The sequence below is a fragment of the Flagellimonas sp. genome, assembly GCF_965222555.1.
Lineage (GTDB): Bacteria > Bacteroidota > Bacteroidia > Flavobacteriales > Flavobacteriaceae > Flagellimonas.
On sequence record NZ_CBDCUG010000004.1, the window covers coordinates 888,716 to 910,383 of the forward strand.

General features: G+C 39.2%; 19 protein-coding genes. 13 read left to right on the forward strand and 6 right to left on the reverse strand.

What is annotated here, in order from left to right; translation table 11 throughout:
* Nucleotide 1: 1 nt before the first annotated feature.
* The 4 genes from ACOQO1_RS08370 to ACOQO1_RS08385 are packed head-to-tail and all read left to right on the forward strand — an operon-like array spanning nucleotide 2 to nucleotide 4,068.
* Complete coding sequence (locus ACOQO1_RS08370) at nucleotides 2–1,438, forward strand: CCA tRNA nucleotidyltransferase (RefSeq protein WP_420602411.1); 1,437 nt, start codon at nucleotides 2–4, stop codon at nucleotides 1,436–1,438.
* Nucleotides 1,428–2,441 (forward strand): COX15/CtaA family protein, encoded by a 1,014-nt coding sequence (locus ACOQO1_RS08375; protein WP_420602412.1) that lies wholly within the window; start codon nucleotides 1,428–1,430, stop codon nucleotides 2,439–2,441. Before ACOQO1_RS08370 ends, ACOQO1_RS08375 begins: the two co-directional genes overlap by 11 nt.
* Nucleotides 2,442–2,484: 43 nt before the next feature.
* On the forward strand, nucleotides 2,485–2,979 hold the full coding sequence (locus tag ACOQO1_RS08380; protein ID WP_420602413.1) for an IS1096 element passenger TnpR family protein: 495 nt from the start codon (nucleotides 2,485–2,487) through the stop codon (nucleotides 2,977–2,979).
* 30 nt (nucleotides 2,980–3,009) lie between these two features.
* Nucleotides 3,010–4,068 carry a nucleoid-associated protein gene (locus tag ACOQO1_RS08385; RefSeq protein WP_420602414.1) on the forward strand — a complete coding sequence of 353 codons (1,059 nt, stop codon included), beginning with the start codon at nucleotides 3,010–3,012 and terminating at the stop codon, nucleotides 4,066–4,068.
* Here the strand turns inward: ACOQO1_RS08385 and ACOQO1_RS08390 are convergent.
* Nucleotides 4,065–5,141 carry a hypothetical protein gene (locus ACOQO1_RS08390; protein ID WP_420602415.1) on the reverse strand — a complete coding sequence of 359 codons (1,077 nt, stop codon included), beginning with the start codon at nucleotides 5,139–5,141 and terminating at the stop codon, nucleotides 4,065–4,067. The two genes, ACOQO1_RS08385 and ACOQO1_RS08390, sit on opposite strands and share 4 nt — an antisense overlap.
* A 74-nt stretch (nucleotides 5,142–5,215) precedes the next feature.
* Here ACOQO1_RS08390 and ACOQO1_RS08395 point away from each other — a divergent pair, with 74 nt between their 5' ends.
* The 6 genes from ACOQO1_RS08395 to uvrB are packed head-to-tail and all read left to right on the forward strand — an operon-like array spanning nucleotide 5,216 to nucleotide 14,447.
* Nucleotides 5,216–6,112 (forward strand): ABC transporter ATP-binding protein, encoded by an 897-nt coding sequence (locus ACOQO1_RS08395; RefSeq protein WP_420602416.1) that lies wholly within the window; start codon nucleotides 5,216–5,218, stop codon nucleotides 6,110–6,112.
* A 6-nt stretch (nucleotides 6,113–6,118) separates the two neighbouring features.
* Nucleotides 6,119–6,952: an ABC transporter permease gene (locus ACOQO1_RS08400; protein ID WP_420602417.1), complete on the forward strand. Its 834-nt coding sequence runs from the start codon at nucleotides 6,119–6,121 to the stop codon at nucleotides 6,950–6,952.
* Nucleotides 6,953–6,981: 29 nt separating this feature from the next.
* Complete coding sequence (locus tag ACOQO1_RS08405) at nucleotides 6,982–9,696, forward strand: T9SS type B sorting domain-containing protein (RefSeq protein ID WP_420602418.1); 2,715 nt, start codon at nucleotides 6,982–6,984, stop codon at nucleotides 9,694–9,696.
* 32 nt (nucleotides 9,697–9,728) lie between these two features.
* Nucleotides 9,729–10,625 carry a T9SS type B sorting domain-containing protein gene (locus ACOQO1_RS08410; protein WP_420602419.1) on the forward strand — a complete coding sequence of 299 codons (897 nt, stop codon included), beginning with the start codon at nucleotides 9,729–9,731 and terminating at the stop codon, nucleotides 10,623–10,625.
* Nucleotides 10,626–10,684: 59 nt separating this feature from the next.
* Nucleotides 10,685–12,409 (forward strand): T9SS type B sorting domain-containing protein, encoded by a 1,725-nt coding sequence (locus ACOQO1_RS08415; RefSeq protein WP_420602420.1) that lies wholly within the window; start codon nucleotides 10,685–10,687, stop codon nucleotides 12,407–12,409.
* Nucleotides 12,410–12,458: 49 nt separating this feature from the next.
* Complete coding sequence (gene uvrB / locus ACOQO1_RS08420) at nucleotides 12,459–14,447, forward strand: excinuclease ABC subunit UvrB (protein WP_420602421.1); 1,989 nt, start codon at nucleotides 12,459–12,461, stop codon at nucleotides 14,445–14,447.
* Between the two features lie 99 nt (nucleotides 14,448–14,546).
* Here the strand turns inward: uvrB and ACOQO1_RS08425 are convergent, their stop codons facing one another.
* The 4 genes from ACOQO1_RS08425 to ACOQO1_RS08440 form a co-directional block, all read right to left on the reverse strand.
* The gene (locus tag ACOQO1_RS08425; protein ID WP_420602422.1) at nucleotides 14,547–14,972 is read right to left on the reverse strand and encodes an Hsp20/alpha crystallin family protein; all 426 of its coding nucleotides are present in this window, start codon (nucleotides 14,970–14,972) and stop codon (nucleotides 14,547–14,549) included.
* A gap of 115 nt (nucleotides 14,973–15,087) precedes the next feature.
* The gene (locus ACOQO1_RS08430; RefSeq protein WP_420602423.1) at nucleotides 15,088–15,489 is read right to left on the reverse strand and encodes a TerB family tellurite resistance protein; all 402 of its coding nucleotides are present in this window, start codon (nucleotides 15,487–15,489) and stop codon (nucleotides 15,088–15,090) included.
* 154 nt (nucleotides 15,490–15,643) lie between these two features.
* A complete protein-coding gene (gene sucC / locus ACOQO1_RS08435) occupies nucleotides 15,644–16,837 on the reverse strand; it encodes an ADP-forming succinate--CoA ligase subunit beta (RefSeq protein ID WP_420602424.1) in 1,194 nt (397 codons plus the stop codon).
* Nucleotides 16,838–16,971: 134 nt separating this feature from the next.
* The gene (locus ACOQO1_RS08440) at nucleotides 16,972–17,613 is read right to left on the reverse strand and encodes an LON peptidase substrate-binding domain-containing protein (protein ID WP_420602425.1); all 642 of its coding nucleotides are present in this window, start codon (nucleotides 17,611–17,613) and stop codon (nucleotides 16,972–16,974) included.
* A gap of 162 nt (nucleotides 17,614–17,775) precedes the next feature.
* On the opposite strand from ACOQO1_RS08440, the gene lysA reads away from it, so the two are divergent.
* From lysA to ACOQO1_RS08455, 3 genes are all read left to right on the forward strand, one after another.
* On the forward strand, nucleotides 17,776–19,014 hold the full coding sequence (gene lysA / locus ACOQO1_RS08445) for a diaminopimelate decarboxylase (protein ID WP_420602426.1): 1,239 nt from the start codon (nucleotides 17,776–17,778) through the stop codon (nucleotides 19,012–19,014).
* Nucleotide 19,015: 1 nt separating this feature from the next.
* Nucleotides 19,016–19,429 (forward strand): DUF3995 domain-containing protein, encoded by a 414-nt coding sequence (locus ACOQO1_RS08450; RefSeq protein WP_420602427.1) that lies wholly within the window; start codon nucleotides 19,016–19,018, stop codon nucleotides 19,427–19,429.
* Between the two features lie 70 nt (nucleotides 19,430–19,499).
* Nucleotides 19,500–20,024, forward strand: coding sequence for a thioredoxin family protein (locus ACOQO1_RS08455; protein ID WP_420602428.1), 525 nt, complete (start codon nucleotides 19,500–19,502; stop codon nucleotides 20,022–20,024).
* A gap of 4 nt (nucleotides 20,025–20,028) precedes the next feature.
* On the opposite strand, the gene ACOQO1_RS08460 is transcribed toward ACOQO1_RS08455, so the two are convergent.
* Nucleotides 20,029–21,597, reverse strand: coding sequence for a hypothetical protein (locus ACOQO1_RS08460; RefSeq protein ID WP_420602429.1), 1,569 nt, complete (start codon nucleotides 21,595–21,597; stop codon nucleotides 20,029–20,031).
* Between the last annotated feature and the right edge of the window lie 71 nt (nucleotides 21,598–21,668).

The following is a 21,668-nucleotide window of genomic DNA, read 5'->3' on the forward strand; positions in this document are numbered from 1 at the left end:
AATGACGCAAGAATTCCACAAAAAGGCTATACAACATCCCATTTTTAAGCTTATTGGAGAAACTTCAGAAGAGTTGGGCATTGATTCCTATGTAATTGGAGGATTTGTCCGTGATTACTTTTTAAACAGAGGTACCCCAAAAGATATCGATATTGTAGCTATTGGAAGTGGAATCGAACTTGCACAAAAAGTCGCTTCCAAATTGGAAGGAAAACCTCAAGTCTCTGTCTTTAAAAATTTTGGTACTGCCATGATCAAATACCAAGATTTGGAATTGGAATTTGTAGGGGCAAGAAAAGAGAGTTATCACCGAGATAGTCGAAAACCAGTTGTGGAAGATGGAACTTTGGAAGATGACCAAAACCGAAGGGATTTTACCATCAATGCAATGGCTTTGGCACTGAATTCTTCGAATTTTGGGCAACTTTTAGATCCTTTTAACGGACTGGGAGATTTGGACCAGCAATGCATCAAAACCCCACTGGAACCTGGAATCACTTATTCCGATGATCCGCTTCGTATGATGCGCGCCATCAGGTTCGCCACCCAATTAGATTTTACTATCGAGCTAAAATCCCTTCAAGCCATTACGGACAATAAAAACCGTATTAAAATCATCTCCAAAGAGCGAATTGTTGACGAGCTCCACAAGATTTTGATGAGTAAAAAACCTTCCATCGGGTTTAAGCTTATGCACCAGACCGGACTTCTACCGCTCATCCTTCCGGAACTTACAGCACTGCAGGGTATTGAGGAAGTTGAAGGGCAACGGCACAAAGACAACTTTTGGCATACTTTGGAAGTGGTAGACAACATCTCGGAAAATACCGATAACCTTTGGTTACGGTGGGCAGCGTTATTGCATGATATCGGCAAAGCCCCAACCAAACGCTTTCATAAAAAAATAGGGTGGACATTTCATGCACATGAATTTGTAGGCTCCAAAATGGTCTACAAACTTTTTAAAAGGTTGCGGATGCCTTTGAACGATAAAATGAAATTCGTTCAAAAAATGGTGTTGATGAGCTCCAGGCCCATTATCCTTTCTGAAGATCATGTCACGGACTCGGCGGTCAGGCGTTTGGTCTTCGATGCTGGGGAATATGTAGAAGACCTCATGACCTTGTGCGAGGCGGACATCACCACAAAAAATCCAAGAAAACAGAAACGGTATAAGAACAATTTTAAAATTGTACGCCAAAAAATAGTGGAAGTTGAAGAACGGGATCATGTTCGCAATTTTCAACCTCCAGTGTCCGGAGAGGAAATCATGAAAACCTTCAGCTTAAAACCTTCCAAGGAAATAGGCATCATAAAAGATGCCATAAAAGAGGCCATTTTGGAAGGCGTGATTCCCAATGAGCATGATGCGGCTTTTCAATTTATGTTGGAAAAAGGCAAAAAAATGAACCTGAAAGCAATTACAGATGAAAAATAACAAATATGTAATCTATTGGTTACTCTCGGGTTGTGTATTGATTTTTATCATGGTGGTTGTAGGCGGCATTACCAGGTTAACGCATTCAGGACTTTCTATTTCAGACTACAAATTGATTACCGGCACCCTCCCTCCCATGGGGCAACAAGAATGGGAGGAGGCCTTTGAACTCTACAAACAATACCCGGAATATCAAAAATTAAACTATCATTTTACCCTTGAGGATTTTAAGAGCATCTATTTTTGGGAATGGCTGCATAGGGTTATTGGCAGGTTGATCGGGATTGTTTTCATTGTTCCCTTTTTGATTTTCTTAATCCGCGGAAAATTGGATGGTCCTACCATAAAAAAGTGTCTTGTTTTACTTTTCTTGGGTGGATTCCAAGGTTTTTTGGGCTGGTATATGGTAAAAAGCGGCTTGGTCGACCGTCCAGATGTCTCCCACTACCGATTGGCAGCACATTTAACCACAGCCTTTATCACTTTTGCCTACAGTCTTTGGGTAGCTTTGGATTTGATTTACCCATCAAAAAAGGAAATCAATAAGAACATCAGAAACCTGATAGGATTTGGATTGGTGGTCTTGATCATTCAAATTATTTGGGGCGCTTTTGTTGCAGGTCTTGATGCCGGATTTATCCATAACCACTGGCCGATGATGAGTGAGGGAAAACTTATTCATGAAACCGTCTATATTGAACAACAACCCGTAATCAATAATTTCATTGAAGGCAAGAGCGGCGTGCAGTTTATACATCGATATTTGGCCTATATAGTGGTAGCCATAATAGGGCTAATTTGGCATAGGACCAAGACTCTTAACCTTACACAAATGCAGGAAAAGGGTATTAAAACTTTGTTGATCTTGGTTTTGGTTCAATTTTTATTGGGTGTTTTCACCTTAATTTACGCCGTACCGCTTATTTTGGGGGTTGCGCATCAGATCGGGGCCTTTTTCCTCTTGGCGGCTATGACCTTTACTTTGCATAGATTCTCAAAATAAAACACTATTTATTGTAACTTTGCCGCACTTTAATTTTTGCTGAATGATTTATAAAATAAGGATAATACTTGATGCGGAGGACGATATCTTTCGGGATATTGAAATAGAGGATATAAGTACCTTAGAAGATTTTCATAATGCAATAACCCAGGCCTTTGGTTTTGGAGGTAGTGAAATGGCTTCTTTTTATACCTGTGACGAGGAATGGAACCAGGATGAGGAAATCGCTCTTTTTGACATGAGTGAAACCGGTTCCGATGTTAGGTTGATGAATGAAACCATTCTGGAAGATGTGGTTACCGAAAACTCCCCAAAAATGATCTACGTTTATGACTTCTTCAGCATGTGGACATTTTTTGTGGAATTGGCAGATATTACCGAAAAAGAAGACGGTAGGGTCTACCCAAACCTTCTATTCAGTTTTGGAGAACTGCCAGATTCACCTCCAGAGAAAAAGTTTGAATCAAAACCTTCTGTAGACTTTGATGATTCCTTTGGCAGCTATGATGACCTGGATTTTGATGAAAACTGGAATTAATACCCTTAACCTTTAATTTTTTACCAAAAAATGCTGAACCTGTATTCCGCCCAAATTGAAAGTGTCTCACTCCATCGTGTTGGAAATCAAAGTAAAAATGAGGCCATATTCTTATCCGAAGAACCCTTTTCATTAAATGATGAAATGTCTGGGCTGTTAAAGGAATATTTTTTTAAGCCGTTCAGGGAAAAAGAAGAAAACTATTTTAGGTTTTCCCATGAGGTTGATTTGGAATTCAATGAAGTTTTCAACGCAGTTTCCGAGCTTTTTGGTGATTTTTCCAAGTCGCACCAATTATCTAAAAAGATTACCAGCCACCTTTATGAGCAATCCAACCATCCACATATTAAAAGCGGTGAGGTTTATGTTGTCCATTTTTCAGATATGGTCATCGATAACCAAAAAACGGAGGCGGTTGGAATCTTTAAAAGTGAGTTGAAACATGATTTTCTCCAATTTGAAGAAAAAAATCAGAATCTTGAAATTTTGATTCGTCAAGGAATCAATATCAATAAATTGGATAAAGGCTGCATTGTTTTTAACATGAACAAGGAAGAAGGGTATAAGGTTTTATCTGTTGACAGTAACCGATATGACGCCAAATACTGGTTAGAAAATTTCTTGGGCCTCTCACCCTTGACCGATGAAAATTTTTATACCAAGAATTATCTAAAATTCTGCCAGAACTTTGCTAAAGATGTTGTGCTACCCGCCGAAGACAAACAGCAAGAGGTGCTCTTTATGAACCGCGCAGTGAACCATTTTGCCAAAAATGATGAATTTGAGGAAACCTCTTTTTTGAATGAAGTGATGGAAAATCCAGAGCTGATTCCTGAGTTCAAGCATTACAAAGTTGAAAAGGGACCCAAATATAGCATTGAGGATGTTTCCAATTTTGATATTGCCAACAAAGCGGTTTCTGATGCCCGGAAAAAAATCAAGAATGTTATTAATCTGGACACCAATATTCAGATAAAGATGGATTTCATCAACCCAGAATCTGCTCAAAAATTTGTGGAAAAAGGTTGGGACGAAGAACGGCAGATGTACTACTACCTAGTGTATTTCAACAAAGAGCAAAAAAGCTAGGACTCATTGTCCAAAATTTGCCTCATATTCACATCTTGGTAATTACGTTTCACAAAATCCAGAGCTAGGGATAGTACCTCTCCCATGGTGTTGCATTTTTTAAAATCCAGGTCCTTGGCCAGATCGTAAATTTCAAGCTTAAGCTTGGTAATATTCTCGTCCAATGAAATATTGTCTACAAGACATGCGTCCAACAACCTTTTGATTCGGTCCCCTGAACTCAATATTCTTTTTGCAACAATAGAGCGTTCCTCAATCTTATATTGATCTACAGAATGCTTTTGAAGTTTTTCTCGCACCAGCTCTACCATTTTATAGTTCTCCTTAAAAAACTGTGGTCGGTAGACTTTTAATTTTCCTTCAAAACATTGTTGGTCAAAATCTATGGCCCTGATCTTATAAACCACATGGTCAAAATCATGTGTGGGAACGATTACGTAGTTATAGGAACGCATATCACCCAATAATCTGATCATACAACGTTCATTGAACTTCACGAACTCTTTGGCCAACTGCGCCTTTTCCGGTTCAGTGCATTTGGGTAACATATCATCAATAAAAACATCACCGGGGATGCCTGCAATATGTTCTTCGATCAACGTATCTCCACATACCAAAAAGTTAAGGTTATAGGGAGATAGCATATGCTCCAATTCCAGCCCATAAATGCGGGAAGCATCGGTCTTTTTTATATAGAAATAGGTGTAATTGTCATTCAAAATGTTCCGCACCTTGATTCGAAAAGGTTTAGAATTCCCGAAAGTACAGTAATCCACCGCATCAACGTTCAGGTACTCCAGAATCCGGTCGCTTCCATCAGAATGTAAAATAGAATAGACCTTCTTTAAACTTAAATCGATTTCCTCTCGTTCAAAATCTGAATAATATACCCGTACCCAAAGGGTATCAGCTCCCTGCGAATCATAAACTATTACCGAACCGGAGAACCGTAACAAATCCTCATAAAAAATGGGAATCTCAATTTTTCGATTATATCTATGTAGATACCCCTCCAATTTTTCATTGACTGGATAGGCAGGCTTTTTCTTGGACATTAATTTTTCCTCGGACATTCTTTCCCTATTTTGTAACAAAATCCATAATACCTCGTCAAGTTACTATAAACAAATCAAAAAACGATTCCGACTTGGAAACTATACTGACCGTAAACAATCTGACAAAAAAATTCGGCTATCTCACAGCCGTTAAGGATTTGTCGTTTACCATTGAAAAGGGCAATGTCTATGGCATTTTAGGGCCTAACGGTAGTGGTAAATCCACCACTTTGGGCATTATTCTAAATGTGGTGAACAGGACCGCTGGTAATTTTAGCTGGTTTGATGGAACTACCTCAACCCATGAGGCTTTAAAAAAAGTTGGGGCTATCATTGAGCGTCCTAATTTCTATCCCTATATGACCGCAATTCAAAATCTGAAGCTGGTCTGTAAGATAAAAGAGGTTCATGAAACCAAAATACAGGAGAAATTGGAGCTCGTTGGTCTTTGGGACCGCAAGGACAGTAAATTCCGCACCTATTCCCTAGGGATGAAACAGCGGTTGGCTATTGCCTCTGCCCTGCTCAACGATCCAGAAATCCTGATTCTTGACGAGCCTACAAATGGGCTTGATCCTCAGGGCATACATCAGATACGCCAAATCATAAAAAAAATTGCTGGTCAGGGAACTACCATTTTATTGGCCTCGCATTTATTGGATGAAGTGGAAAAAGTATGCTCTCATGTAGTGATTCTGCGAAAAGGAGAGAAGCTATATTCAGGCCCCGTTGATGATATGTTGGCTAGTCATGGCTTTTTTGAGTTGCGAACAGCAGACATGGAAAAACTGGAAGCCTTATTGGAAAAGAATGCCAGTTTTGGAAAACTAAGTAAGGAAAATGGCACATTAACCGCCTTCCTTAAGGAAGAAATGAATGCAGAGGAGCTCAATAAAATGCTATTTGAACAAGGCATGGTACTTTCCCACTTGGTAAAACGTAAAGAAAGTTTGGAAGAGCAATTTTTAACCCTGACCAAAAATAAATAAACAGCAATGGTACGTTTACTACAGATAGAATTCATAAAACTTTGGAACAACAGGGCAAGTAAAATATTGATTACCTCTTATTTTGTCCTTTTGACCTCAATTGCCCTGATTGCGGCCATTAAGTTTGATATAGGCCCGGTAAAGTTCCATCTTGCTGATCAAGGAATTTTCAATTTTCCGTATATCTGGCATTTTAACACCTTCGTAACGGCTATTTTTAAACTGTTTTTGGCCATAGTCATTGTTTCAATGATGGCTAACGAGTACAGCAATAAAACCATCAAACAAAATTTGATAGATGGTTTGTCCAAAAAGGAATTCATCCTCTCAAAATTTCTAACAGTCATTTCTTTTTCATTGATTTCAACCATATTCGTTTTTGTGGTATCCATGATTTTGGGACTTGTTTATTCTGACTACAATGAGGTTTCCATCATTTTCTCCAACATGGAATTTTTACCAGCATTTTTCTTAAAGCTGGTTGGATTCTTCTCCTTTTGTCTTTTTCTGGGAATCTTTGTCAAACGTTCTGCGTTTGCGCTAGGCTTCCTTATTTTATGGGCCGTTTTGGAACAGATTGTCTTTGGATTATTAGGGTGGAAAGTCATGAGCTGGGACAATGCCAAATTGGTCAAGGATTTCTTTCCCTTGGAGTCAATGACAAACCTGATCAAGGAGCCCTTTACAAGGCTTTCAGCTGTGCAAAACATAGGTAATCAGATAGGGGAGAACATGAAATTTGACTATCATGTATATTGGTATGAATTTCTAATTGTCCTTTTTTGGACCGCTCTTTTTGTCTATTTATCCTATGCATTGTTGAAAAAGCGCGATTTATAGTATCTTGTCAGGTACTTTTATTGCGTTGAATGCTATATAAATACATATACCTATTTCCTGTTTTCCTGTTTTCCCTTGCCTCTTTTGGACAGGGAGAGACCTCCAATTGGTATTTTGGAAATGGTGCGGGTATAAAATTCAATAATGACGGAACCGTTGTAGCTCTTAACGACGGTAGGATAAACACCTTTGAAGGTTGCGCCTCAATATCAGATGCCTCGGGTAATTTACTGTTATACACTGATGGCATTCGGGTTTTTGATGGAAACCACGATCTTATGCAAAATGGTTCTGGGCTTTATGGTGACCCTTCCAGTACACAATCTGCCATCATTGTACAAAAACCCCAAGACCCCAATATCATTTACATTTTCACGGTTGACACCTCAACTTTTGAAGATGATCCAGATAGGGGCCTAAATTATTCCGTCGTTGATCTTACCCTTAATGGTGGAAATGGTGCGGTAGTTCAAAAAAATGTCAATTTGCTGCAAGATTGTTCAGAGAAGATTTCTGCTGTGATCAAAAATTGTTTGGACGAATCTATTTGGGTGGTTGTTTTGGGCTCAAATGGTGGTCCAGTAGGTCAATTCAATGCCTATCACGCATTTGAGGTTTCAGCTGTAGGTGTCAACACCACTCCGGTCACAAGTACATTCAATAGTCTACAGATTGTTGATCCCAGAGGGTACTTAAAGTTTTCTGCTGATGGCAAAACCTTGGCAAGTGCCAATTCCAATGATGGCCTCTTTTTATATGATTTTGACGCGGATACGGGTATTGTATCCAATCAGCAGAGGTTAACAGTGGCAGCTCCCAACAAATTTCCATATGGCATTGAGTTTTCGCCAAACCAACAGTTCTTGTATGCCCATACCTCCAACAATGAACCAGCCGCACAGGAAGGAGGTCATTCATCTTCCCTACTGCAGTTTGATCTCAATGCTCCAAACATCTCAACATCGGAAGTAGAAATTGATAGAAGATCCATATATAGAGGAGCCCTTCAATTAGGCCAAAATGGAAAAATATACAGAACCATAGCGGAAAACTACATCAGAGGGACCTCATATTTAGGGGTTATTGAAAATCCCAATGAAAAAGGAAATGCAGCAAACTACAGACATAATGCCGTATATCTAAATGGACGAAATGCCACTCAAGGTCTCCCTCCTTTCATTCAATCTTTTTTTGATAGGGTAGCAATTATAAAAAATGCCGATGGTTCCACTTCCACTTCGTTGGATGTTTGTTATGGAGAACCGTTTACACTTGAGGCGGAAAACATCCCTAATGCGATTTATACCTGGGAAAAAGATGGAAATCCAATCAACAACCCAAGTAACATCCTCACTATAAATCCAGCTGACTTTACTGATTCTGGACGTTATTCCCTTGAGATCACGTCTAGTGACCCAGGTGAGTGTCCAATAATTGGTGAAGCCTTCATATCGGTAAATCCACTTCCGGACACCCCACCTCTTTTTCTGGCACAATGTGATGTTGACACCAATAATGCAATTGACGGTATCACCATTTTTAACCTGGAACAGGCAATTTTTGATTCTTCATATTCTTTTTCGTTTTACGAATCTTTGGCTGATGTAAATGCGGACAATCCCATAGGAAACCCTATTGGTTACACCAATACTACTCCATTCAATCAAACCATTCATTACAAAATTACCGATGCATTGGGTTGTGAGAATTTTGGGGAACTGGAGTTGGAAATCAGATCTGTGGTTTTGGCACCAGAAGATGAAAAGTCATTTTACCAGTGTGATGAAAACCCTGAAGACCAATTGTTGGAAGCAACTTTTAATCTAAGTGATTTTAAACAATTAAATTACCCAAATGAGGATATTGCTTTTTACGCTACCCTAGAAGATGTAAGCTTGGAGCAAAATCCAATATCAGGCGCCTATAAGAGTTCGTCCAAGGCAATCTATGTTAGAATTGAGGATGAAAATGAGTGTGAGGATATCGATGTTGTCAATCTGATTGTCAACCCTACCCCATTCGTTAATTTTGACAGTGAATTTTTATGGTGTACCGATGGTCCTCCACTTCCCATAGAAGCTCCCGGTGGTTTTGATATATACCAATGGTATAAAAATGAAGGGGCATCACGTCAAGATATGGGAAGCCAACAAAATATTCAGGTTTCTTCTATTGGAAATTATATACTTCTGGTGGGTTATCGTTATACCACAACTGACGGAGTCTTTGAATGCACCAATGAGTTTAGTTTTGAAGTAAGGCCATCTAATATTGCCTTAATCGAAGATGTTCATATCGAAGATATCTCAGACAACAATTTGGTAGAGGTAGCCGTTTCTGGTGATGGTGATTACGAATATTCCTTGGACGGATTCAGTTATCAGGATTCGCCATTATTTACAGATGTGCAACCAGGCTTACCCACCATTTATGTGAGGGACAAAAATGGATGTGGTATATCCAAAAAAAGAATTTCGGTTGTTGGATACCCCAAGTTTTTTACACCCAATGGAGATAACATCAATGATTCTTGGCAAATCATTGGTATAAATGAACAATTCCAAGCTGAAAGCATGATTTCCATCTACGACAGATTTGGAAAACTTATTGCGCAAGTGAGCCCAAAAACAGGAGGGTGGAACGGTACTTTCAACAATAGTGCAATGCCTGCCTCTGACTACTGGTTCAAGGTTGCTTTGGAAGACGGTAGGATATTTAAAGGTCATTTTGCTTTAAAAAGGTAGCATAAGTCTATTTAAACTGTATTAGTAAAACAATGTTTAAGAATATTGCTTATTTACTTTTACCCATGTATCTGGTATTCAACACCATTGAAAACAGCACTGGATATGTTAGAAAAATGGTTCCGGGAGAAACCACAGTACAGACCTGCGATCACTTTATCAATACTCCTCCAGATTTTTATGCCTGTGATACCGACAACAACAGTATTGAACAATTCAGTATTGACCTTGTGGCACTGGAAAGACAGGTTATGGGCAGTCAAACCGGTTTAACGATTTCATACCATTCGCCAATGGGTGTTGTTTTAGATATGACAGATCCAGGCAACCAGTTGGCGGTTAATCAGCGTACTATTTGGGTAAGGTTGACCAATGCGGAAGGTTGTTATAAAGAAACCACGTTTGATTTGATTCTGGAATCACCAATTAAAGCCAATAAACTTGAAAACGTTGAAGAATGTGAAAGTTTCACACTTCCTCCTTTGAATACCAACAATCAATATTATACACAAATCAATGCGGGTGGTACCATGTTAAACCCCGGAGATATTATAAACAAGTCCCAAACCATTTACATCTATGCTAGCTCAAACAGTTGTAGTGATCAGAGTAAGTTCTTGGTAACAATTGATCCAAAAATCTGCGATGAGCCTACTGAAGTGTGTAAAATTGAGTTTCCAAAATTCATAACACCTAACAATGATGACATAAACGACAGTTTTAAACCTTTAAAAAATGATTGTGGAACCAATGGCATCCTGTATATATATGATCGTTATGGAAATTTGTTAAGGCAATTTGCTGCAAATGATGGAGAGTGGAAAGGTGATTTCAAGGGCACTGCCCTACCTGCATCGGACTATTGGTATCGGTTCGTATCTGAACAGGGTGATAAAGAATTTAGTGGACACTTTGCATTAAAACGATAGTTTGCTGAAAAAAGAATCACTAATTTAAAGAGTTTGATTTTTGTCAAATGTTAAAAAAATTGCTTCTCATATTCACTTTGTTCATTTCCATTATTGGAACAGCGCAAACATGTCCAGATTTGGTCGGCCCTGTAAATGGCGACACCAATGTCCCAGTGGATACAGCAATTTCCTGGGAATCAGTGGATGGAATCCCGGCATATCGCATTCGTTTGGGCACAACTCCTGGTGGAGCTGAAATTTTGGAACGATCCGTTGGCAACTCAACTTCTTACACTCCCCCATTAGGGCTTCCAGAGAGCACCCAAATATATGTAACCATAATTTTGGATTTTTTGTTTGAAAGTGGTGATGATATTGTTTGCCCAAGCCAATCATTTACTACAGAAAACGTAACCATACCTCCGGGCTGCACAACCATGAGAACCCCACTGGATGGGGCCATTAATGTGAGTGTCTTTTCGAACTTGGTTTGGAATTACGCACCTAAGGCCACAAGTTATGTAGTTAGCTTGGGGACGACACCCGGAGGGAATGATATCCTTCTTCCTACCAATGTGGGAAATGCACTTTCCTATAATCCTCCAGGTCAATTTCCTGCAAACACGACAATATATGCCACAGTATCGCCTCGTAATGAAAATGGCGCAGCCACAAGTTGCACAGAAACCAGTTTTACAACGGGAGCATTGGCGAGCCTACCAGGATGTACAAACCTTGTAAGTCCATTGGATGGTGATATCAACGTTCCTTTGACTCCATTCATAGAGTGGGTATCTGTTCCAGGCGCTACTGGCTATCGGGTCACCATAGGCTCATCCCCAGAAGCAGCCGATGTTCTGGACAATGCTTCATTTTCTACAAATTCCACTTTTGTTTTGGATTTTGAACCGAACCGAACTTTTTTCATCACCATTGTTCCCTTCAACGCTGCTGGAAGTGCACTGAGTTGCGGGCAGGAAAGCTTTTCCACCTCTTTGGGGTGCGGTCCATATTTGGATGTGGCCACAGGTGAAACTGTAACATTAAATCCTGAAATCAATTTTCCAGATACCTTATCCCTATGTCAAAATGAGGCTCCATTTATGGTAACTTCAAATGATGTAGCAGATGGGTACCGATGGTATCAGATTGATCAATTTGGCAATGAGTCTTTGCTATCCGAAACCAATGAAGTTGCTCTTAGTGAAAATGGAATTTATAAATATGAAGCCTATAATTTGATTCCGCAATCAGGAGGCACCTTGGAATGTCCAACAACCCAAACATTCAATGTGGTTTCCTCGGAAATTGCATCTATTGGAAACTTGCTCGTTACGGAAAACGTAACCGGATTACAGATTGCGGTTGAAACTTCAGGAAATGGAGATTATGAATATGCTATCGATAACATTGATGGGCCCTATCAAAATAGCAATGTTTTTAAAGCTGTGAAACCAGGAACACATACTTTTTATGTTCGTGATAAAAACGGCTGTGGAATCGCCGAGAAAAAATTTGTTCAAGATCTTACTGTTGAAGGTTTTCCAAAATTCTTTACCCCCAATGGAGATAATGTCAACGATTTTTGGCAATTTATACAGCCCCCTGGTGGTGAGGAAATTGTATTGCTGAATATCCGCATATTTAATCGTTATGGCCAATTTTTAAAAGAAATCACCCAAAACTCCCAAGGATGGGATGGCAATATTGCCGGACGCCCCTCACCTTCTGGTGATTATTGGTACAAAGCTGTAGATGTTATGAACAGGGAGGTATTTGGCCATTTTTCTCTTAAAAGATAATCTTGTTCTTTCACTTCATTTTGGTATATCGCTTTAGTATTTTTATGGAATGAAGTTTCAGGTAGTATCAGAATTTAACCCCACAGGTGACCAACCCGAAGCAATACGGCAATTGGTCAATGGAATTCAGGAAAAAGAAGCACATCAGACCTTATTGGGTGTAACAGGCTCTGGAAAAACGTTTACAGTGGCCAATGTGGTGGAATCCGTGCAACGTCCAACGCTTGTATTGGCCCACAACAAGACCCTAGCCGCACAATTGTATTCCGAGTTTAAACAGTTTTTTCCAAAAAATGCCATTGAGTACTTTGTGTCATACTATGATTACTATCAACCGGAAGCTTATATCCCTACCAGCGGACTTTACATTGAAAAAGATCTATCCATCAATGAGGACATAGAAAAACTCAGGTTAAGTGCCACTTCATCATTGCTATCCGGAAGAAGGGATGTGCTGGTAGTCGCTTCTGTATCCTGTCTTTATGGTATTGGAAACCCGGTGGAATTTCAAAAAAATGTAATATCCATCCATAGAGATCAGGTAATCTCAAGGACCAAATTCTTAAAACAACTCGTCCAAAGTCTTTATTCCAGGACAACAGCCGATTTTAGAAATGGAAATTTCAGGGTCAAAGGCGATGTTGTGGATGTATTCCCAGGTTATGCCGACCACGCTTTCAGGATTCACTTTTTTGGGGACGAAATTGAGGAAATTGAAGCTTTGGATCCTTTCAACAATAACGTGATAGAGGAGTATGATTCACTGAACATTTATCCTGCCAATATGTTCGTGACCTCTCCTGATATTCTTCAAAATGCCATCCATCAAATTCAGGATGATCTGGTAAAACAAATTGATTATTTCAAGGAAATAGGCAGACCTCTTGAAGCAAAACGTTTAGAGGAAAGAACCAATTTTGATTTGGAAATGATTAGGGAACTCGGCTATTGCTCTGGGATTGAAAATTATTCCAGATACTTGGACGGAAGGGAGCCTGGCACAAGGCCTTTCTGCTTATTGGACTATTTCCCGGACGACTATTTAATGATCATTGATGAAAGCCATGTAACCATTCCGCAGGTCCATGCCATGTATGGTGGTGATCGCTCCAGAAAGGAAAATTTAGTGGATTACGGATTCAGACTTCCTGCGGCAATGGATAACAGACCTTTAAAGTTTGAGGAATTTGAAGTCCTACAGAATCAGGTCATTTATGTGAGTGCCACCCCTGCCGATTATGAATTGCAATTAAGCCAAGGGGTTTATGTAGAACAAGTCATTAGACCGACTGGGTTACTGGACCCCATCATTGAAGTCAGGCCCAGTATGAATCAAATAGATGATTTGGTAGAGGAAATTCAACAACGTGTTGAGGCAGATGAAAGAACCCTTGTGACAACTCTGACCAAGCGTATGGCAGAGGAGCTGGCCAAGTATCTTGCAAGAATAGATGTGCGTTGCAGATACATTCACAGTGATGTAGATACTTTGGAACGCGTTGAAATAATGCAGGATTTGCGAAAAGGGATATTCGATGTTTTGATAGGCGTAAATCTGTTACGAGAAGGATTGGACTTACCCGAAGTTTCACTTGTGGCCATTTTGGATGCGGACAAAGAAGGTTTTTTACGCAGTAACCGTTCTTTGACCCAAACCGTGGGCCGTGCCGCCCGTAATTTAAACGGAAAAGCCATAATGTATGCGGATACCATTACGGAAAGCATGCAAAAAACCATTGATGAGACCAATTACCGTAGGGAAAAACAGATGGCTTACAATACCAAGAACAATATTACTCCCAAGGCATTGAATAAAAATCTGGACAATGCACTCGCCAAAAACTCCGTTTCCACCTATCATTTTCAAAAAGAAGAGTTGCGTGCTGCAGAACCTGATCTAGAATACCTAACCCAAGATCAAAAGGAAAAAATGATTCGGGAAAAAAGAAAGGCCATGGAGAAAGCTGCCAAAGAACTTAATTTTATGGAAGCGGCCAAGTTACGGGATGAAATTAAAATGCTGCAGGAACAAGAATAGAAGAAAGCCCCACCAAACGGCAGGGCTTTCCCCAACTAACCAACTAAACCAACCATCATGAAACACCTAAGTTGGTGTTCTACAATTTTTTATTTGGATTTATCCAATGGAAATCATTCTCTTAGGCTCTGGCAGGGCCTCATCCTTTTTTGGAAGAATCACCCTTAAAATTCCATCTTCATATTTTGCATCTATTTTGGTGCCATCTACTGTTTCAGGCAATGTAAATGCTCGATTGAAAGATGAATATGTAAATTCTTTTCTGGTATAATTTTCCTTGGTTTCCTCATTCTCCGATTTCGCTTCGCTTGAAATGGTAAGAATATCATTGTCTACCTCAACTTTAAAATCTTCTTTTTTGGCTCCGGGAACAGCAAGTTCCAATTCAAAACCATCGGTATTGTCCTTTATATTTACAGCAGGAACTGAAGGATTCCAATTATCGACGCCCCCAAACCAATCAGGAGTGAACAAATCGTTCATTAAGGAAGGAAAAAACAAATTATTTCTTTTAACTAAACTCATGGTGATCAAATTTTACATTAAACATTTAAATCACCTAACCATAGTCAAATGCTATACCATGATAGAATACATGTCATTTTGACATTTTATTAACAAATATTAATGACAAAATGTCCTAGTTGTAGTGTGCTTTAAAAATATTGATGAGTACATCTGGCGGAACCACCTTATTTGGATACTTGTGCATAACCTCTAAAACCTGTCCAATAGCTGAGGGAGGCAACCCCATGGCAAGGCCTACATTATGTAGTGTGCTAATCTCTTTTTCGTGCTGCTCTTCATCAATATTCATCAAAAGTAGTAACCTATGGAACTGAACAATGCGCTCAGCCTGGGATTTAAGTACAACTTTGGGAGATTTTTTCCTTAAAAGTTCGGTAAAAGTACGCTCATCTATACCAAGATTTGAGGCAACACTGAGTAAAAAGTGGTGTTCAGAATCCTTCATGGAATGATCCACCCTAGCAAACGCAATCATTTCAGAAAGTATGCTCAATTTCTCTTCGTACGTTCCCATTTTATGTGTTTTGAGGCCAAGTGGTAGTTAGATAACTCCAAAACACACAACTTTAGTGCGCAAATAGGTTAAATTACATTGAAATAATCCTTCAACAGAAAACAAAAAAGGCAATGCTTTTCGCATTGCCTTTTACTTCTTAATGAAATACGGTTTATCCCAATACTTCTTTTACTTTATCTGCCGCTTCTTGGAATTGAACAGCTGAATGTACCGCCAATCCAGAATTATCAATAATCTCCTTGGCCAATTCGGCATTGGTACCTTGCAACCTTACGATGATAGGTACTTTAATGGCATCACCCATGTTTTTATAGGCATCCACAACTCCTTGGGCAACCCTATCACAACGTACAATACCACCAAAAATATTGATTAGGATTGCTTTTACGTTAGGGTCCTTCAAAATGATTCGGAAAGCTTCTTCTACCCTTTTGGCATCAGCAGTACCACCTACATCCAAAAAGTTAGCTGGCTCGCCGCCCGCCATTTTGATCAAATCCATAGTGGCCATGGCCAATCCGGCTCCATTTACCATACAACCTACGTTACCATCAAGGTCCACATAGTTAAGGCCAACCTCTCTAGCTTCAACCTCAATAGGGTTTTCCTCACGAAGATCTCGCATTTCTGCGTAGGTCTTTCTTCTATACAGTGCATTATCATCAATGGATACCTTGGCATCCACAGCCATAATCTTGTCATCAGATGTTTTTAAGACCGGATTGATCTCAAACAAACTGGCATCACTTTCTTGATATGCTCTGTACAAGGCGGAAACAAATTTCACCATTTCCTTGAATGCCGTACCTGATAAACCAAGGTTGAACGCTATTCTACGCGCTTGGAACGGTAACAATCCAGTGGCTGGGTCAATTTCTTCCGTATATATTAAATGAGGGGTTTTTTCAGCAACCTCTTCAATATCCATACCTCCTTCGGTAGAGTACATGATCATGTTTCTACCTGTACCTCTGTTCAACAGTACGGACATGTAAAACTCATTGGTCTCGCTATCTCCCGGATAGTATACGTCCTCAGCAATAAGTACCTGGTGTACTTTTTTACCTTCTGCCGAAGTTTGCGGAGTAATCAAGTTCATCCCGATGATGCTTCCGGCCAATTCTTCGACTTCTTTCAGGTTCTTGGCCAATTTTACACCGCCACCTTTACCACGTCCACCTGCGTGCACCTGAGCTTTAATAACATGCCAGCCCGTTCCTGTTTCTTGTGTAAGCTGCTTGGCAGCATCTACCGCTTCTTTGGCATTACGGGCAACAATTCCTCGTTGGATTCTAACCCCAAAGCTGGCTAAAATTTCTTTTCCCTGATATTCGTGAAGATTCATCTGCGAATTAACTTTTGTTTGGCGACAAAAATAGAAAACGACTTTGACAAATTGAAGATGAAAAGGGAATAATTGAACTTGAAGGAACTAGACTCAAAAAACAAGTCAAAATATCTGATTACCGACCGACCCGTTTACACTTTGAAATCCTCATAATCCAAGGGGTCAAAGTTTTTGAAATGCCCATTCATTTCAATAATGGTCTTAGTGCGATTGATTTCTTGCAGTACATTTGTAGTAGTCTCCAAATGGCTCTTTATAAAATTCAATCGGTCTATTTCACTAGAAATTTGTAACAATTGATATTCTTGCTCAAAAGAAAGTCCCATCTTATGGGCCAAAGAATAACTATTAAATTGCTTGGGAGGAATTTTGGTGAACGGAACATCCATTAAATCGTACAAAATCTCTAATTTTTCGAGGACTTCCTTTCGCAATGCTTCATCTGCATCATTTTTAGCATCCAAAAACTCTACGTCCCCGCCGGCATAAAGTTTTCCTTCCATTTGATTCTCAAAAGAAAGGATTTTAAACACCTGCCTTGCCACACAAACCACATCCATTTCGCCACTTTCATAGGTATTTACAACCTCCACCAGTTGCACCTCAGTACCATAAGCTATGGTCTTGTCAATATAAACCGGTATTCCAAATGTTACCGCCTCTTGCCTACAATCGTTGATCAACTGTTTGTAGCGTTCTTCAAAAATATGTAACGGAACAGTTTCACCAGGGAAGAAAACAGATTGCAATGGGAATAGAGGTAATTTCATCATTGGAATTTGTGTTAAAAATACAATGCGGAATTTAAAGCGGCAAGTGATAGATTTATCACAATTGTTATTTATACAACAATTTGTTATATAAATATGATTTGGTATGATATTCTTGCGGGACTAAATGGCAACCTTTAGATTTGTTTGAAAGACTAATGACTTATGACTTCTTCAAATTTGTTAAATCTAGCGGATAAATTCGGTGCTCCGCTATATGTATATGACAGCAACACGATTGCCTCACAATTTCAAAGGTTGACCAAAGCTTTTGCAGGTGTTGGTAGTTTAAGGTTAAATTATGCGGCCAAGGCGCTTTCCAATATTACCATACTTCGATTAATGAACCATTTGGGCAGTGGCTTGGATACGGTTTCCATTCAGGAAGTAAAACTGGGTCTTATGGCTGGTTTTAAACCCGAATCCATTATTTACACCCCCAATGGCGTTTCTTTGGAAGAAATTGAAGAAGCTTCTGCGCTTGGTGTTCAAATCAATATAGACAACCTATCAGTTTTGGAGCAGTTTGGCAGTAAACATCCCGATGTTCCTGTTTGCATAAGAATCAATCCACATGTTATGGCGGGTGGAAATTCAAAAATTTCCGTAGGGCATATCGATTCTAAATTTGGTATCAGCATACATCAAATCCCACATTTGTTACGTATTGTGGACTTGACCAAAATGAACATTAATGGAATCCATATGCATACCGGGAGTGATATCCTAGACATTGATGTATTCCTTTATGCTTCAGAAATTCTTTTTGAAACAGCCAAAAACTTCAAAAATCTTGATTTTATTGACTTTGGCAGTGGATTTAAAGTTCCCTATAAAACTGGCGACATTCAAACCAATATTGAAGAACTGGGCAAAAAACTAACGGCTAGATTCAACGAGTTTTGTGCAGAATATGGCAAAGAACTGACATTGGCTTTTGAGCCAGGAAAGTTTTTGGTAAGTGAAGCCGGTTCCTTTTTGGCAAAGGTCAATGTGGTAAAACAAACCACTTCCACCGTTTTTGCAAGTGTTGATTCCGGTTTCAATCATTTAATTCGCCCCATGCTTTATGGCGCTTCCCATGAAATAGTTAATTTATCCAATCCAAAGGGTAAGGAACGTTATTATTCGGTTGTTGGCTATATTTGTGAAACGGATACTTTCGGTAGTAACCGCAGAATCAATGAGATTTCTGAAGGCGACATCCTTTGTTTTAAAAATGCTGGAGCGTATTGTTTCACCATGTCCAGTAATTATAATTCAAGATATCGCCCTGCTGAAGTGCTTTGGCACAAGGGAAAGGCGCATCTAATTCGTGAAAGGGAAACTTTTGATGATATCCTCAGAAATCAGGTTGATGTAAAGGATTTGTTTAAAAAACCAAAAGCAGCTGCTATAAAATAATATGGATGTATTGGCCATTTTAATTTCAATTGTTTTAATTATTTTGGCCATACTTCATTTTTTTTGGGCTTTGTTTGGCATCAAAAACCCAGAAACCGTTGTTCCCACCACAATAGGAAGTAATCACGTAAAAACGCCCAATAAGATTATGGCGGTGCTTGTAGGCCTTTTTCTACTTGGCTTTGCATTTGTATTCATTAATAAAATTATCAATTATGTTGATTTTGAATGGTTGCAATATGTTTCCATAGGTGTTGGCATCATTTTCATTATCCGAGCTTTTGGGGATTTTAAGTATGTAGGTTTTTTTAAAACCGCCAAGAACAGTAAGTTTTCTGCCTTGGATACACGATACTATTCGCCATTGTGTTTACTTATGGGTGCATTGATCTTGATTCTGGAGTTGATGGACTAAACACTATTTTGGCACAATTTTCGTTAGTTTTGTAATGGTCGCAAGACTAAACCCACAAAAACAAGGAACGATGCGTGCAGTTTTTACCTACTTTACCCAAATTAGTTTATTTCTTTTTCTTTTGGTCGGATTCCAGGCCCAAGCACAAAATGTGCAATGGTTAAGCTGGAATCAAGCAGTGGAATTGTCTAAAACCGATGCCCAGCCCAAGAAAATGTTTATCGATGTTTATACAGATTGGTGCGGATGGTGCAAGAAAATGGACAAGGATACTTTCCAAAATCCGGAAGTCGCAGCTTACATGCAGGACAACTTTTATATGGTGAAATTGGATGCCGAAGGGAAGGACCCCATAGATTTTCAGGGGAAGACTTTCAAATTTGTACCTTCTGGACGAAGAGGTTATCATGAGTTTGCAGCTGCACTTTTGCAAGGCAAAATGAGCTACCCAACCGTGGTTTTCTTGGATGAAAAGCTAAATATGCTATCGCCGGTTCCCGGATACCAAAAGGTTAAACCATTTCTTCAGATTGCCCGCTATTTTGGGGACAATATCTACAAGGACAAGGATTGGCAAACCTATGCTGGGAAATAGTTCTCTATTTTAAATCTAGATTTAAGATATATTCATCTCCTCTTGGACCATCGGCAAACTCTTTGGTAAAGAAAACAATGTCCTCATAGCTTCCTGTCGCATCAAACTTAAAACTTTGGCAAGAAAACGAATCAGGCTCAATTTCATTAGGGTTTGCTGACAAAGATTTCATGGATAGCTCCTCGTTTATCTCCATTGGCAGTTCAAAATCATAGTACGGAATTCTTAATGCAGAAGTTGTCGGCCTATTCTTAAAACGCCAAAAAAATTGGTTAATGCTTCCATCCCCATTAAGCGAAACTTTATCAAAAAAGAATTCAGAATAATCGTAATCCCCTGAGAAATTTAATAAATCATCTGTTCGTGAAATGTCAAAGTCTGGAATAAAAAAATCGATAGCGATACCCTTTTGAGAAGTTTGAAATCGTTTTTTACCCTCAGTAATGGATAATTGTCGCTGGAAAACTTCAAATTCCTCTAGAACAGGAACTTCCAAAGCGTTTTCTGTAAGCATTGATATTTCATCTCCATTTTCAAAAATCCTTCGATACTTATAGTTTTGATAGTCGCTCTCATCATAAAAACCGTTAATGCTCAGATAATAGGAACCTGTATTCTCAGGAATTTCCATTTTTACGAATGAGTTTGGTTTTTTAAACTCCGCTAATTCATAGGACGATTTGTCAAAGTCATTGATAAGTAAGTATTCGTACTCTGAAATTGCTGTAACTTCAGTCGTCGGGAATGAAAACAGTACCTCACTTTGGCCATTTTGAAGGGAGTTATTGTATAATATTCTATAGCTTCCACTAAAACCAGAAAAGCTCTGCAGTATTGCGTTATGGGAATGTACAACAGGCAAATGGGTTGATTCTACCAGAATCTCAATATTATTGTCCGAGTTGGTTCCAGGTTGCTCTCTTGCGGTTCCACGCTCCTCATCTGTAGGCAATATAGTTCCCGGAGGGATATCAGAAACTGACGAGAAGAATTGAAAACTTTGTGGGCTTTTACCAATTGTATATCGTGTCAAGGTAATATTCTGGTGTGAAAAGGAATCATCTGCAAAGAAATCGAGAACCTCTTCCATTTCAACTTTTTTATACGCTAGCAGTTTGCCAGTAAGATCGTTTATCGCATAATAGTCTTCTGCAACTTCTGCTTCTGTACCCCTCGAAGGGTTTGGTATTCGTACCAAAAGCTTCTTCAATTCAAAAGATATTTCAACTGTACTTTCATTACCACTGTCATCAACAGAAACTATTTTCAAATTTTTAGGTCCAGAAGAATAATCGAATGGATTAATTTGGAAATTAAAGCTTTTCGCCGTCGAAGAGAATATCTCCTCACCGTCCAACAAGATCCTATTTACAAGCTCATTCGAGTCATCCTGAATCGTGAAGTATAAATCGGTCAGCACTTGAATTACATTGGGTGTTTCGGGAGCCTGAATCGTTGGAGGAGTATTATCCAGTTGAATATCATCATCTGTAGGAATTTCTTCGGAGTCGCTACCACAACCTACCCAAACAAACACCAATAAAAGATAGAAAAAAGTTGTTCTCTTCAACATAAGTAAGGTTAATTAATACGAGAACTCCTAAAGTAATCCTTTGATCACTTTTTGACAAGAAATTCAGACAA

Excerpts from the sequence above, each read along its gene's own strand:
- ACOQO1_RS08375 (WP_420602412.1), top strand. The coding sequence starts at position 1,428 with ATGAAAAATAACAAATATGTAATCTATTGGTTACTCTCGGGTTGTGTA.
- ACOQO1_RS08385 (WP_420602414.1), top strand. The coding sequence starts at position 3,010 with ATGCTGAACCTGTATTCCGCCCAAATTGAAAGTGTCTCACTCCATCGT.
- ACOQO1_RS08450 (WP_420602427.1), top strand. The coding sequence starts at position 19,016 with ATGGATGTATTGGCCATTTTAATTTCAATTGTTTTAATTATTTTGGCC.
- ACOQO1_RS08455 (WP_420602428.1), top strand. The coding sequence starts at position 19,500 with ATGCGTGCAGTTTTTACCTACTTTACCCAAATTAGTTTATTTCTTTTT.
- ACOQO1_RS08370 (WP_420602411.1), top strand. The coding sequence starts at position 2 with ATGACGCAAGAATTCCACAAAAAGGCTATACAACATCCCATTTTTAAG.
- ACOQO1_RS08440 (WP_420602425.1), bottom strand. The coding sequence starts at position 17,613 with ATGATGAAATTACCTCTATTCCCATTGCAATCTGTTTTCTTCCCTGGT.
- uvrB (WP_420602421.1), top strand. The coding sequence starts at position 12,459 with ATGAAGTTTCAGGTAGTATCAGAATTTAACCCCACAGGTGACCAACCC.
- ACOQO1_RS08400 (WP_420602417.1), top strand. The coding sequence starts at position 6,119 with ATGGTACGTTTACTACAGATAGAATTCATAAAACTTTGGAACAACAGG.
- sucC (WP_420602424.1), bottom strand. The coding sequence starts at position 16,837 with ATGAATCTTCACGAATATCAGGGAAAAGAAATTTTAGCCAGCTTTGGG.
- ACOQO1_RS08405 (WP_420602418.1), top strand. The coding sequence starts at position 6,982 with ATGCTATATAAATACATATACCTATTTCCTGTTTTCCTGTTTTCCCTT.
- lysA (WP_420602426.1), top strand. The coding sequence starts at position 17,776 with ATGACTTCTTCAAATTTGTTAAATCTAGCGGATAAATTCGGTGCTCCG.
- ACOQO1_RS08430 (WP_420602423.1), bottom strand. The coding sequence starts at position 15,489 with ATGGGAACGTACGAAGAGAAATTGAGCATACTTTCTGAAATGATTGCG.
- ACOQO1_RS08390 (WP_420602415.1), bottom strand. The coding sequence starts at position 5,141 with ATGTCCGAGGAAAAATTAATGTCCAAGAAAAAGCCTGCCTATCCAGTC.
- ACOQO1_RS08380 (WP_420602413.1), top strand. The coding sequence starts at position 2,485 with ATGATTTATAAAATAAGGATAATACTTGATGCGGAGGACGATATCTTT.
- ACOQO1_RS08460 (WP_420602429.1), bottom strand. The coding sequence starts at position 21,597 with ATGTTGAAGAGAACAACTTTTTTCTATCTTTTATTGGTGTTTGTTTGG.
- ACOQO1_RS08410 (WP_420602419.1), top strand. The coding sequence starts at position 9,729 with ATGTTTAAGAATATTGCTTATTTACTTTTACCCATGTATCTGGTATTC.
- ACOQO1_RS08425 (WP_420602422.1), bottom strand. The coding sequence starts at position 14,972 with ATGAGTTTAGTTAAAAGAAATAATTTGTTTTTTCCTTCCTTAATGAAC.